We start from the raw sequence: 11,728 nt of genomic DNA on the forward strand, positions 1-11,728 counted from the left end.
CACTAGTGGGCGGGCTGGGTCTCCGGAGCCGCTTCGCCGGGGGCCGCGACCTCGCGCGGGAGCAGCTGGGCGGCGGCGAGCGCCACCAGGCCCGCGGCCACGGTCACCAGGTAGGCGCTGGAGGAGCCGTGGTGGTCGACCACGATGCCGCTCAGGGTGGCGCCGGGAGCGACGCCCGCGGTGATGCCGGTCTGCACGATCGCCATGCCCTCGGTGAGTCGCGAGGAGGGCACCACCCGCTCGGTCAGCGACAGGGAGGCGATCATCGTCGGCGCGATGGCCACACCGCCGACCAGCAGCAGCGCGCCCATCGCCAGCACCGAGTCGACGAAGTAGAGCGGGGTCATCGCCAGCGCCATGCCGGCGGTGCCCCAGCGCAGCCGGACCTCCGGGCCGCGGCGCCACACGATCGCGCCGACCACGACGCCGGAGGCGAGGCTGCCCAGCGCCCACAGCGCCAGCAGGGCGCCGGACCAGGCCTTCAGACCGCGCTCGTCGGCGAAGGCGACGGTGGTCACCTCCGCGGCGCCGAACAGCACCCCGAGCGCGGTGGCGACGACGGTGAGCGGCACCAGGGTGCGCCACGGCAGCGGCGGGCGGGGGCCGGTGGTGCGGTCCCGCGGATGGGCCGGGGGCTCGGTGCCGCGCTGGGCGGCGAAGGCCAGGCTGCCGCCCACGCCCGCCACCACGGCGACGGCCAGGCCGGCGACCGGGTGGACGGCGGTCGCGAGCATCGTGACCAGGATCGGGCCGAGGACGAACACGACCTCGTCGAGGACGGCCTCGAGCGCGAACGCGGTCTGCAGGCGCTCGGGGGAGGCCAGCACGTGCGCCCAGCGGGCGCGCACGCACGAGCCGATCTGAGGCAGCGAGGCGCCGGCCAGCACCGCGGCGGCGTACGTCGCCCCGATCGGCCAGTCGGCCTGGACCGACTCGACGAGGAGCACCATGGCGACGCCGAACACGACGGCGGCGACCGAGAGGACGGTGCGCTGCCCGAGCCGGTCGAGCAGCCTGCCCTGGAGGATCGCGAGCACCGCGTTGGCGATCATGTACGCCGCCGAGACCGCGCCGGCGAGGCCGTAGGACCCGGAAGCGGACTCCACGAGGAGCACGATGCCGAGACCGGCCATCGAGATCGGGAGGCGTGCGACGAGGCCGGTGAGGCTGAAGGCGAGCCCGCCCGGTTCGGCGAGCACCCGTCGGTAGGACGTGAGCACTGACATGGTGGGAAAACGGTAGGTCCGACCGGGCGCGGCCGGTGAATTGGTGGCGCGTCCTTACGATGGCCTCATGTCCGCCGAGACCCCCGACGTCGCCTCCACCGTCGCGCCGTACGACGCGCTCCTCCTGGTCTCCTTCGGTGGCCCCGAGGGGCCCGAGGACGTGGTGCCCTTCCTCGAGAACGTCACCCGGGGACGCGGGATCCCGCGCGAGCGGCTGGCCGAGGTCGGCCAGCACTACTCCCTGTTCGGCGGCAAGTCGCCGATCAACGACCAGAACCGCGCGTTCCTCGCGGCGCTGCGCGCGGACCTGGCGGGTGCGGGCATCGACCTGCCGGTCTACTGGGGCAACCGCAACTGGGACCCCTACCTCACCGACACCCTCGCCCAGATGGCCGCGGACGGCGTCACCCGGGCCGCGTGCTTCGTGACCAGCGCGTACTCGTCGTGGTCGAGCTGCCGGCAGTACCGCGAGAACCTCTGGGACGCCGCGGAGGTCCTGCCCGGCGGGGTCGAGGCCGCGCCGCGCCTGGACAAGCTGCGCCACTACTTCAACCACCCGGGCTTCGTGGAGCCGGTCGTCGACGGCGTCCTCGCCGCGCTCGCGGACCTGCCCGAGGAGGTCCGCAACGGCGCGCACCTGGCCTTCGTCACCCACTCGATCCCCGACACGATGGCCGCGACCAGCGGACCGCAGGGCGGTGCCTACGTCGAGCAGCACCTCGACGTCGCCGCCACGGTGGTCGCCCGCCTGGCCGAGGAGACCGGGCGCGACCACCCCCACGCGCTGGTCTACTGTTCGCGCTCCGGCGCCCCGCACGTGCCGTGGCTGGAGCCCGACATCAACGACCACCTCGAGGCGCTGCACGCGGACGGCGTGCGGGCCGTGGTGATGGTCCCGGTCGGCTTCGTCTCCGACCACATGGAGGTCATCTACGACCTCGACACCGAGGCGATGGCGACCGCCGAGCGGCTCGGCCTCCCGGCGCGGCGCTCGGCCACCGCCGGCAACGACCCGCGCTTCGTCGCCGCCGTGCGCGACCTGCTGCTCGAGCGGGCCGCGGTCGAGCGCGGCGAGGACGTCGCGCGCGCCGCCACCGGCCGCCTCGGCCCGCTGTGGGACGCCTGTCCCGGCACCTGCTGCCCGAACGCCCGCGGCGAGCGCCCCGCCCTCTGCGGTGCCTGAGCGGGTGGCCGCCGACCTCGCCGGTCTCGCCCTCGAGGTCGCCCGCGCCGCCGCGGCGCTGGTGCGCGAACGACGTACCGAGGGCGTGAGCGTCGCCGCGACCAAGTCCAGCGAGGTCGACGTCGTCACCGAGACCGACCGGGCCAGCGAGGAGCTGATCCGCGCGCTGCTGCGCGAGCGGCGCCCCGACGACGCGATCCTGGGCGAGGAGGGGGAGGACGAGGCCGGCACCAGTGGGGTGCGCTGGATCGTCGACCCGATCGACGGCACCGTGAACTTCCTCTACGGCCTCCCGCAGTACGCCGTGTCGATCGCCGCCGAGGTCGAGGGCCGGGTCGCGGCCGGCGTGGTGCTCAACGTCGCCACCGGCACCGAGTACGTCGGGCACCTGACGGCCACGGACGGCGCCGGCTCCGGGGGAGTGGCCACCCGTGACGGCGTACCGCTGACGGTGCGGGGTCCGGCGCCGCTGGCCGAGCGCCTGCTCGCCACCGGCTTCTCCTACTCCGCGGAGCTGCGGCGCCTCCAGGCCGAGGCGCTGGTGCGGTTGCTGCCGCGGGTGCGCGACATCCGCCGGCTCGGCTCTTGCGCGCTCGACCTGTGCCACGTCGCCGAGGGCACGGTGGACGGGTACGTCGAGGAGGGCGTGCACCTGTGGGACCACGCCGCGGGCGCCCTCATCGCGCGGGCGGCCGGGGCCCGCACCGAGATCCTGCGCGGGGTGGGCGGTCACGAGCTGCTGCTCTGCGCTCCGGCGCACGGCTTCGCCGAGCTCCGCGAGGCGGTCCTGGAGGCCGGGTACGCCGCTGCCCAGACCGGTTGAGCGCGGGGGAATACCTTCGCCCCTCGCCCTGTTGTGGCGGCGGCTCTCGCAACACGCCCGCCCGGTAGCCGCCCGGCACCCGTCATGGTGCACAATCTGGCGCCGACGAGCCGTCGGCGCCCGATGTCCGGGCTTTGGACGCACGAGGCTGCGAGAGCCTCCGGGAGATCCCGGAGGCCGTGGAACACCCACGAGGCCCGTGAAGCCCGAGGAACCCAGGAAGGGAGTGAGCGGCGGATGGCAACCGACTACGACGCACCGCGCAAGACCGAGGAAGAGCAGTCCGAGAGCAGCATCGAGGAGCTCAAGGCGCGGCGCAACGACAAGTTCTCCGGCAAGGTGGACGAGGACGAGACGGAGGCGGCGGAGGCCTTCGAGCTCCCCGGCGCCGACCTGTCCCACGAGCAGCTCGCGGTCGAGGTGAAGCCGAAGCAGGAGGACGAGTTCACCTGCATGAGCTGCTTCTTGGTGCACCACCGCTCGCTGCTGGCGGACCCGGCGACGATGACCTGCCGCGACTGCGCCTGACCCGCACCGCCCGCCGCCCGCTCGGGCGGCACCGCAGAAGACAACAGGCCGCGGCCCCCGAGGGGACCGCGGCCTGGTTTCGTGTCGTGCTTACTTGCCGTCCTTGCGCAGGTCGGGCGGCAGGTGGCCGGTGGACTTGGCGTAGTAGTTCGCCGCCTTGCGCTGGGCGAGCATCCGGGCCAGCCCCACGGCGACACCGCTGACGACGGCCCAGCCGACGGCCTCCCAGATCTCGACGTCGGGGTCGGCGGGGTTCTCCGGCGGCTTCTTGCCGGTCGTGACCTTCCAGGTCGCGTCCGCGGCCTTCTTGGCCATCGCGGCCGCGCCGAGCGCAGCGACGAGAGAGAACACGGACCAGATCTTGGAGCCTCCAGATGCCATGGCCAGACTTTACCCAGCCGCGCGATCCTCAGCCAGCCTCGGCCAACGCGGTCAGCGCCTGCGCGAGCTGCTCGGGGTGGCGGGTGTTGAGCAGCCAGTACGGCGCCGGGTCGCGGGGGTCGGTGATCGCGACGCGCACCGAGCGCTTCAGGTAGGGGCGCAGCAGCAGGAACGCGCGGACGTCGGCGTCCCGGCCGGCCGTGTGGCGGGTCTGCTCGGCGTCGAGCGCGGTGGCGGTGCCCAGGTGGTGCGCGGAGATGCGGGCGCGGCCGGCGCGCAGCTCGCCGTTCGCGATGGTGATCCGCGCCGAGCCGTAGGCCAGGAAGCCGGCAGCGAGGACGAGCGCGACGACGGCGGTGATCAGCCACGCCAGCGCCCCGGGGAGCGCGACGACGACCGCCAGCCAGACGCTCGCCGTGAACATGAAGCCCTGGGCCCACCAGCGCAGCGGCACGCCGAGGCGCTCGGAGTAGGCCACGGTGGAGGGTGAGACATCAGCGGAAGGGTGCGGCACGCCTCCAGTTTTCCATCCCGCTCGATACAGTCCGCGGGTGGCTCCTACTCCGACCCCCTCCGCCGCGCCGACGCACGACCTGGCCGCCGGGCAGCCGAGCGATCCGAGCGGCGACCTCGAGGTCCTGCTGCGGCGCCTGGACACCGACCTCCCGCCGCCGGCGTACGCCCACCCCGGCGACGCCGGGGCCGACCTGCTGACCACCGTCGACCTGCGCCTGGAGCCGGGCGAGCGGGCGCTGGTGCCGACCGGCGTCGCCCTCGCGCTGCCGGAGGGGTACGTCGCGCTGGTGCACCCGCGCTCGGGTCTCGCGGCGCGCCACGGGCTGTCCATCGTCAACACGCCGGGGACGATCGACACCGGCTATCGCGGCGAGGTCAAGGTGCTGCTGATCAACCACGACCCGCGCGAGGCGATCGAGCTGCGCCGCGGCGACCGGGTCGCGCAGCTGATCATCCAGCGTTTCGAGCGGGCCCGGTTCGTCGAGGTCGACGAACTCCCCACCTCCGTCCGTGGTGAGGGCGGTTACGGTTCTACCGGAGGGTTCGCACGCGCCTGAGGCGCCCGCGGCTCCGGCTGACTGCTCGCGCAGCGGCGCCACACCTGCAGGTTCGAGCATCCACGCAGTTCTTCGTCACGAGAGGCACCACCAGTGAAGTTCCGCCGCAAGTCCACTCCGGATTCCGCCGGTACGTCGGCCGAGGGGGCCGCGACCCCTGAGACGGGGACCGACACGGGGGACACGGGCGCGGGCACCGCGCCGGCCGTCGGGCCGTTCGACGCCGACGAGCTGCCGGAGGGCGGGGAGCACCACGTCGACCTGGGCTCGTTGCTGGTGCCGCCGCTGCCGGGTCGCGACCTGCGCCTGCAGGTCAACGAGAAGAGCGGTGAGGTCCAGGCCGTGCTGCTCGCGGGCCCGGACGGCGCCCTGGAGATCCGCGCCTTCGCCGCCCCCCGCAACGGCGACCTGTGGGGCGAGGTGCGCCCCCAGATCGCCGCCGACATGACGCGGCGTGGCGGCAGCGCCACCGAGCGCGAGGGCCACTTCGGACCCGAGCTGGTCTGCCAGATGCCGGTGCGCGGCACCGACGGCGCCACCGGCACCCAGGCCTCGCGGATCGTGGGGATCAACGGCCCGCGCTGGCTGCTGCGCGCGACCTTCATGGGTCGCCCCGCCACCGCGACCGAGATCCCGCAGGACTGGATCGACACGATCACCGCGATCGCGGTGCGCCGGGGCAGCAGCCCGATGCCGGTCGGCGAGCCGCTGCCGGTGGTCATGCCCGAGTCGGCGCGGCGGGTCGACCCGCCGGCCGACTCCTGACCGGACTCGCACGTGAGCCGGCTGCGCCGCACCCTGAGCCGTTGGGCCGACACCAGCGACCAGGAGGCCCGCGACCTGCGTGAGACCCACACGGGTCGAGGGCTCGACACGATCGCCGAGGCACCCAACCGCGAGCCCGTCCGCCTGCGCGGCACCCTGCGCACCGTGACGCTGCGCCCGCGCGGCGGCGTACCGGCGCTGGAGGCCGAGCTCGTGGACGGCACCGGCTCGATCACCGTCGTGTGGCTCGGCCGGCGCCGGATCGCCGGCATCAAGCCGGGCACCACGATCCAGGTGCAGGCCCGCATCGGCGACCAGGAGGGCACCCGCATCATGTACAACCCGCGTTACGAGCTGCTGCCGTGACCGACTCCCCGCAGGACCACGACCGGTCGGAGGCGCCCTCGCGCGCGGTGCCCACCGTCGCCACCGTCGAGGCCCTCGTGCGCTCCCAGATGGCGACCGCGCTGGGTGGACGACGCGGGATGATCGAGGCCGGCATCCCCGGCATGCTGTTCACGATCCTGTGGCTGAGCACCAAGCAGCTCCAGCTCGCCCTGGTCGTCAGCCTGGTCGCGGTCGGCGCCGCCATCGTCGTGCGCCTGGCGCAGCGCGGCACGCTGCAGTACGCCCTCAACGCGCTGTTCGCGATCGGCATCGGGTGGCTCTTCGTGCAGATCGCGGCGAGCTCCGGCGGCTCGGAGTCCGACCAGGCGCTGGCGTTCTTCCTGCCCGGGATCCTGGTGAGCCTGGGCTACACGATCGTGATGGCCGGCTCCTGCCTCGCCGGCTGGCCCTTCATCGGATTCATGCTCGGCAGCGTCACCGGCGACCCGACCGCCTGGCACGACGACAAGCAGATCGTGCGGCTGTGCAACCGGCTCACCTGGGTGTTCCTGGCCCCGGGCGCGATCGGGGTGCTGCTCCAGGGCCCGGTGTGGCTGCTCGGCTGGGCCGACGTGATCGACGTCGACCTCGCGGTGCTGCTCGTCGGCACCCTGCGGCTGGGCCTGGGCTGGCCGCTGCGGATCGCCTCGTGGAGCGCGATGGTCTGGCTGCTGGCTCGCGACGCCACGCCGATCAACACCGACGCCGAGGCGCCCGCCCAGGAGGCCTGACGCGGGGTCGCTGGGCCTCAGCCGCCGTGGTGGCGGGGGGCGAGCAGCCGCTCGAGCTCGTCCTCACGCTCGTCGGGCACCACGAACAGCAGCTCGTCGCCGGACTCGATCGGCTGCTCCGCGTCCGGGGCGTAGACCTGCCCGTCGCGCAGGATCGTCACCAGCGCGCAGTTCTCCGGCAGCGGGATCAGCCCGGCCGGCTTGCCGACGTACGGCGAGTCCGCGGGCAGCGTCATCTCCACCAGGTTGGCGTTGCCCTGGCGGAACGTGAACAGCCGCACCAGGTCGCCGACGGTCACGGCCTCCTCGACCAGCGCCGACATGATGCGCGGGGTCGAGACGTTGACGTCGACGCCCCAGGCCTCGGTGAAGAGCCACTCGTTGTTGGGGTGGTTGACCCGCCCGACGGTGCGGGGGACCCCGAACTCGGTCTTGGCCAGCAGCGAGGTGACCAGGTTGGCCTTGTCGTCGCCGGTGGCGGCGATGACCACGTCGCAGCGGTCCAGGCGCGCCTCCTCCAGGGAGGAGAGCTCGCAGCAGTCGGCCAGCAGCCACTCGGCGTCCGGCACCCGCTCGGGCTTGATCGACTCGGCCTTCTTGTCGATGAGCAGGACCTGGTGTCCGTTGTGGATCAGCTCGCGGGCGATCGAACGCCCGACGGCGCCGGCTCCGGCGATGGCGACACGCATGGCTCAGCTCTCCTCGGGTCCGCGGTCGATGACCTTGAAGGCGTGCGGGGCGCCGTCCTCGCGCATCACGAGGTGGATCAGGTCGCCCTCCTGGATCACCGTCTCGCGGTTGGGGAGCATCCCCTCGCCGAGCCGGTCGATCCAGGCGATCCGGCTGCGGGTCTGGGTCTGGAAGTCGATGGTGCGCTGCCCGACCCACTTCTCGGGGACCGGGACCTGGTCGAGACGGATGGTGCCGGAGGGGTCGCGGAAGTTGGGCTCGGCGCCCGCGGGCAGCAGCCGGCGCAGCACCTGGTCGGCCGTCCACTTCACCGTGGCGACCGTGGTGATGCCGAGGCGCTGGTAGACCTCCGCGCGCCCGGGGTCGTAGATGCGGGCGACGACCTGCTGGATGCCGAACGTCTCGCGGGCGACGCGGGCCGCGATGATGTTGGAGTTGTCGCCGCTGGAGACCGCCGCGAAGGCGTCGGCGCGCCGGATGCCGGCCCGCTCCAGGACCTGCTGGTCGAAGCCGTAGCCGGTGACCTTGTCGCCGTTGAAGCCCGGGCCCAGCCGGCGGAAGGCGTCGGGTTCGCTGTCGATGACCGACACCGTGTGGTTGCGGTCCTCGAGGCTGCGCGCGAGCGTCGAACCGACGCGGCCGCAGCCCATGATCACGACATGCACAGCAGAACCGTAGCGCCCCTCGGATCGTGTGGCCCGGTGCCGTAGCCTCCGCTCGTGGGTGTCGGCGATGTCTCCAAGCGGATCCTCCTCGGCCGCAAGCTCCGCAGCTCGCAGATCGAGGGCACGTTGCTGCCCAAGAGGGTGGCGCTGCCGGTGTTCGCGAGCGACGCCCTGTCGTCGGTGGCCTACGCCCCCGACGAGGTGTTCATCATGCTGTCGCTGGCCGGCGCCTCGGCGTACGCGTGGTCGTGGAAGGTCGCGATCGCGGTCGCGCTCGTGATGGCCGCGGTCGTCGCGTCGTACCGCCAGACCGTGCACGCCTACCCCAGCGGCGGCGGCGACTACGAGGTCGCCAAGGTCAACCTGGGCCCCGCGGCCGGGGCTACGGTGGGCAGCGCGCTGCTGGTGGACTACGTCCTCACCGTCGCGGTGTCGATCTCGGCGGGGGCGCAGTACGCCGCCTCGGCGGTCCCGTTGCTCAGCGGGCACGAGGCGAGCTTCGCGGTCGCGCTGATCGTGGTGCTGATGGCGATCAACCTGCGCGGGGTGCGCGAGTCGGGGACGTTCTTCGCCGTACCCACCTATGTCTTCATGGTCGCGATCCTCGGCATGTGCCTGCTCGGGATGGTGCAGTGGGCCTCCGGCGACCTCTCGCCGGTGGAGAGCGCGGACCTCAGCATCACCCCCGAGCCGGGCTGGGAGGAGCCGCTCACCACCGTCGGCCTGGTGCTGCTGCTGGCGCGCGCCTTCTCCTCGGGCTGCGCGGCGCTGACCGGCGTCGAGGCGATCTCCAACGGCGTGCCGGCGTTCCGCCGCCCGAAGAGCCGCAACGCCGCGACCACGCTGGCGCTGCTGGCGCTGATCGCGATCACGATGATGGTCAGCGTCATCGTGCTGGCCCGGCAGATGGGCCTGCGCTTCGTGGACCCCCACGACCTCGACCGGCTCACGCGCGACGGCGAGCCGCTGCCGGCGGGCTACGACCAGCACGCGGTGATCGCGCAGATCGCCGAGGCGGTCTTCCGTGACTTCCCGCCCGGCTTCTATCTCGTGGTCGTGGTCACCGGCCTGATCCTGGTGCTGGCGGCCAACACCGCGTTCAACGGCTTCCCGGTGCTGGGCTCGATCCTGGCCCAGGACGGCTACGCGCCCCGGGCGCTGGGCTCGCGCGGCGACCGGCTGGCCTACAGCAACGGCATCGTGTTCCTCGCGGTGATGGCGATGGCGCTGGTCTGGGTCTTCGACGCCCAGACCACCCGACTGATCCAGCTCTACATCGTCGGCGTCTTCGTCTCCTTCAACCTCAGCCAGCTCGGCATGATCCGGCACTGGACCCGCCACCTGGCCACCGAGACCGACCCCGCCGCTCGCGCGAAGATGGTGCGCTCGCGGGTGATCAACACCATCGGTCTCGCCTTCACCGCCGTGGTCCTGGTGATCGTGGTGATCACCAAGTTCCTCGAGGGCGCCTGGCTCACGATCTTGGCGATGGGGATCTTCTTCGTGCTGATGCGCCGCATCCACGGCCACTACGAGAACGTCGCCGAGGAGCTGGCCGCCGACGAGGAGGACAAGGTGCTTCCCACCCGGGTGCACGCGATCGTCCTGGTCTCCAAGCTGCACAAGCCCACGTTGCGTGCGCTGGCCTATGCCAAGGCGGCGCGCCCCAACGTGCTGGAGGCCGTCTACGTCGGCACCGACGACCTCGCCACCAACCGGTTGCTGGAGGAGTGGGATGATCGACGCATCGACGTGCCGTTGAAGGTCCTGCACTCGCCGTACCGCGAGCTGGTCCGGCCGATCGTCGAGTACACCACTGCCATTCGTCGCGCGAGCCCGCGCGGCGTGGTCGCGGTGTACATCCCCGAGTACGTCGTCGGCCGCTGGTGGGAGCAGCTGCTGCACAACCAGACGGCGCTACGTCTCAAGACCCGACTCCTCTTCAGCCCCGGTGTGATGGTGACCTCTGTGCCCTACCAACTGCGTTCCTCCGAGATCGCGCGCGAGCGCGAGCTGCGCGGCGAGCTGCGCCCGCGCGCCGGCGACCTGCGCCGCGGCCGCGCCGTACGCTCCCGTGACCGGCAGGTGCCGCGATGAGCCGCGCCGTACGTGAGCGCCGCCCGCGCGGGCGCTCCCGCGTGGGGGAGCGGCACACCGTCGAGGTCGGCCCGGTCGCCCACGGCGGGCACTGCGTGGCCCGGGTGCCCGTGGAGCCCGGTGGGGCCGAGACCCGCGTGGTCTTCGTGCGCCACGCGATCCCCGGTGAGCGGGTCGTCCTGCAGGTCACCGAGGGCACCGACGGCGACCGGTTCTGGCGCGCCGACGCGATCGAGGTGCTCGAGCCCTCCCCGGACCGCGTCACGCCCCCGTGCCCGTACGCCGGCCCGGGCCGCTGCGGCGGCTGCGACTTCCAGCACGTGGCCCTGGAGCGCCAGCGTGCGCTCAAGGCCGACGTCGTACGCGAGCAGCTGAGCCGCCTGGCCGGGCTGGAGCGCGAGGTCGTGGTCGAGGCGGTGGCCGGCGACGTCCCCGAGAACCTCGCCGGGCTGCGCTGGCGCACCCGGGTGCAGTACGTCGACCTGCCGGGGCGGCGCCGCGGCATGCGCCAGCACCGCTCGCGCGCCACGGTCGCGATCGAGGACTGCCTGATCGCTCATCCGGATGCGCGTGAGCCGGCCCCCGGCGACCTGACCGAGACCGTCGGGACCCACGAGTTCACCGTCGCCGGCGACGGCTTCTGGCAGGTGCACCCCGGCGCGCCGGGCACCCTGGTCGAGGCGGTCCTGGAGGCTCTCGATCCCCGGCCCGGCGAGTCGGTGCTCGACCTGTACGCCGGGGTCGGGCTGTTCGCCCGGTTCCTTGCCGACCGGGTCGGTCCCGAGGGCACGGTCGCCGCGGTCGAGGGCGACCGCACGGCCGCCGAGCACGCCGTGGCCAACCTCGCCGACGTCCCGGGCGCGGAGGTGTCCTGCGGCAGCGTCGCCGACGTGCTGGGGGAGTCCTTCACCGCACCCGTGGACCTGGTCGTGCTGGACCCGCCACGCGAGGGCGCACGCCGCGCCGTGGTCGAGCAGATCGTCGCGCGCACCCCGCGCGCGGTGGCCTACGTCGCCTGCGACCCCGCCGCCCTCGCCCGCGACATCGGGATCTTCGCCGAGCACGGCTACCAGCTGGCCAGCCTGCGCGCGTTCGACCTGTTCCCGATGACGCACCACGTGGAGTGCGTCGCGCTGTTGGAACCGGTCGAGTCCTAGGACCCCGGCCGAGCCACCCACC

At 73.1% G+C, this 11,728-nt stretch carries 14 protein-coding genes; 9 read left to right on the forward strand and 5 right to left on the reverse strand.

Going from position 1 to position 11,728, the window contains the following annotated elements:
• Positions 1 to 2: 2 nt before the first annotated feature.
• Positions 3 to 1,226: an MFS transporter gene (locus GFH29_RS08380; protein WP_153322911.1), complete on the reverse strand. Its 1,224-nt coding sequence runs from the start codon at positions 1,224 to 1,226 to the stop codon at positions 3 to 5.
• A 67-nt stretch (positions 1,227 to 1,293) separates the two neighbouring features.
• Here GFH29_RS08380 and GFH29_RS08385 point away from each other — a divergent pair, with 67 nt between their 5' ends.
• The 3 genes from GFH29_RS08385 (at position 1,294) to GFH29_RS08395 (ending at position 3,760) form a co-directional block, all read left to right on the forward strand.
• Positions 1,294 to 2,409, forward strand: coding sequence for a ferrochelatase (locus GFH29_RS08385; RefSeq protein WP_153322912.1), 1,116 nt, complete (start codon positions 1,294 to 1,296; stop codon positions 2,407 to 2,409).
• A complete protein-coding gene (locus GFH29_RS08390) occupies positions 2,402 to 3,232 on the forward strand; it encodes an inositol monophosphatase family protein (RefSeq protein WP_153322913.1) in 831 nt (276 codons plus the stop codon). The genes GFH29_RS08385 and GFH29_RS08390 overlap by 8 nt, the downstream gene beginning before the upstream one ends.
• A gap of 237 nt (positions 3,233 to 3,469) precedes the next feature.
• Positions 3,470 to 3,760, forward strand: coding sequence for a DUF4193 domain-containing protein (locus GFH29_RS08395; RefSeq protein ID WP_153322914.1), 291 nt, complete (start codon positions 3,470 to 3,472; stop codon positions 3,758 to 3,760).
• 90 nt (positions 3,761 to 3,850) lie between these two features.
• Here the strand turns inward: GFH29_RS08395 and GFH29_RS08400 are convergent, their stop codons facing one another.
• Together GFH29_RS08400 and GFH29_RS08405 are read right to left on the reverse strand one after the other, a co-directional pair.
• Positions 3,851 to 4,141, reverse strand: a complete 291-nt coding sequence (locus GFH29_RS08400) for a DUF4235 domain-containing protein (RefSeq protein ID WP_153322915.1) — start codon at positions 4,139 to 4,141, stop codon at positions 3,851 to 3,853.
• Between the two features lie 28 nt (positions 4,142 to 4,169).
• Positions 4,170 to 4,619 carry a DUF3093 domain-containing protein gene (locus GFH29_RS08405; protein WP_153322916.1) on the reverse strand — a complete coding sequence of 150 codons (450 nt, stop codon included), beginning with the start codon at positions 4,617 to 4,619 and terminating at the stop codon, positions 4,170 to 4,172.
• Between the two features lie 115 nt (positions 4,620 to 4,734).
• Between GFH29_RS08405 and dut the strand changes: the two genes are divergently transcribed.
• From dut to GFH29_RS08425, 4 genes are all read left to right on the forward strand, one after another.
• Positions 4,735 to 5,214 (forward strand): dUTP diphosphatase, encoded by a 480-nt coding sequence (dut, locus tag GFH29_RS08410; RefSeq protein WP_153325702.1) that lies wholly within the window; start codon positions 4,735 to 4,737, stop codon positions 5,212 to 5,214.
• Between the two features lie 93 nt (positions 5,215 to 5,307).
• Positions 5,308 to 5,979, forward strand: a complete 672-nt coding sequence (locus GFH29_RS08415) for a DUF3710 domain-containing protein (protein ID WP_194288994.1) — start codon at positions 5,308 to 5,310, stop codon at positions 5,977 to 5,979.
• A gap of 12 nt (positions 5,980 to 5,991) precedes the next feature.
• Positions 5,992 to 6,345: an OB-fold nucleic acid binding domain-containing protein gene (locus GFH29_RS08420; protein WP_153322918.1), complete on the forward strand. Its 354-nt coding sequence runs from the start codon at positions 5,992 to 5,994 to the stop codon at positions 6,343 to 6,345.
• Complete coding sequence (locus GFH29_RS08425; protein ID WP_228387843.1) at positions 6,342 to 7,097, forward strand: DUF3159 domain-containing protein; 756 nt, start codon at positions 6,342 to 6,344, stop codon at positions 7,095 to 7,097. The genes GFH29_RS08420 and GFH29_RS08425 overlap by 4 nt, the downstream gene beginning before the upstream one ends.
• A 17-nt stretch (positions 7,098 to 7,114) precedes the next feature.
• Here the strand turns inward: GFH29_RS08425 and GFH29_RS08430 are convergent, their stop codons facing one another.
• The gene (locus GFH29_RS08430) at positions 7,115 to 7,786 is read right to left on the reverse strand and encodes a potassium channel family protein (protein WP_153322919.1); all 672 of its coding nucleotides are present in this window, start codon (positions 7,784 to 7,786) and stop codon (positions 7,115 to 7,117) included.
• 3 nt (positions 7,787 to 7,789) lie between these two features.
• Positions 7,790 to 8,452 carry a potassium channel family protein gene (locus tag GFH29_RS08435; RefSeq protein ID WP_153322920.1) on the reverse strand — a complete coding sequence of 221 codons (663 nt, stop codon included), beginning with the start codon at positions 8,450 to 8,452 and terminating at the stop codon, positions 7,790 to 7,792.
• 54 nt (positions 8,453 to 8,506) lie between these two features.
• Here GFH29_RS08435 and GFH29_RS08440 point away from each other — a divergent pair, with 54 nt between their 5' ends.
• Positions 8,507 to 10,549 (forward strand): APC family permease, encoded by a 2,043-nt coding sequence (locus tag GFH29_RS08440; RefSeq protein ID WP_153322921.1) that lies wholly within the window; start codon positions 8,507 to 8,509, stop codon positions 10,547 to 10,549.
• Positions 10,546 to 11,706 (forward strand): class I SAM-dependent RNA methyltransferase, encoded by a 1,161-nt coding sequence (locus tag GFH29_RS08445; RefSeq protein ID WP_153322922.1) that lies wholly within the window; start codon positions 10,546 to 10,548, stop codon positions 11,704 to 11,706. The genes GFH29_RS08440 and GFH29_RS08445 overlap by 4 nt, the downstream gene beginning before the upstream one ends.
• Positions 11,707 to 11,728: the final 22 nt, after the last annotated feature.

Source organism: Nocardioides sp. dk884 (assembly GCF_009557055.1).
Taxonomy (GTDB): domain Bacteria; phylum Actinomycetota; class Actinomycetes; order Propionibacteriales; family Nocardioidaceae; genus Nocardioides.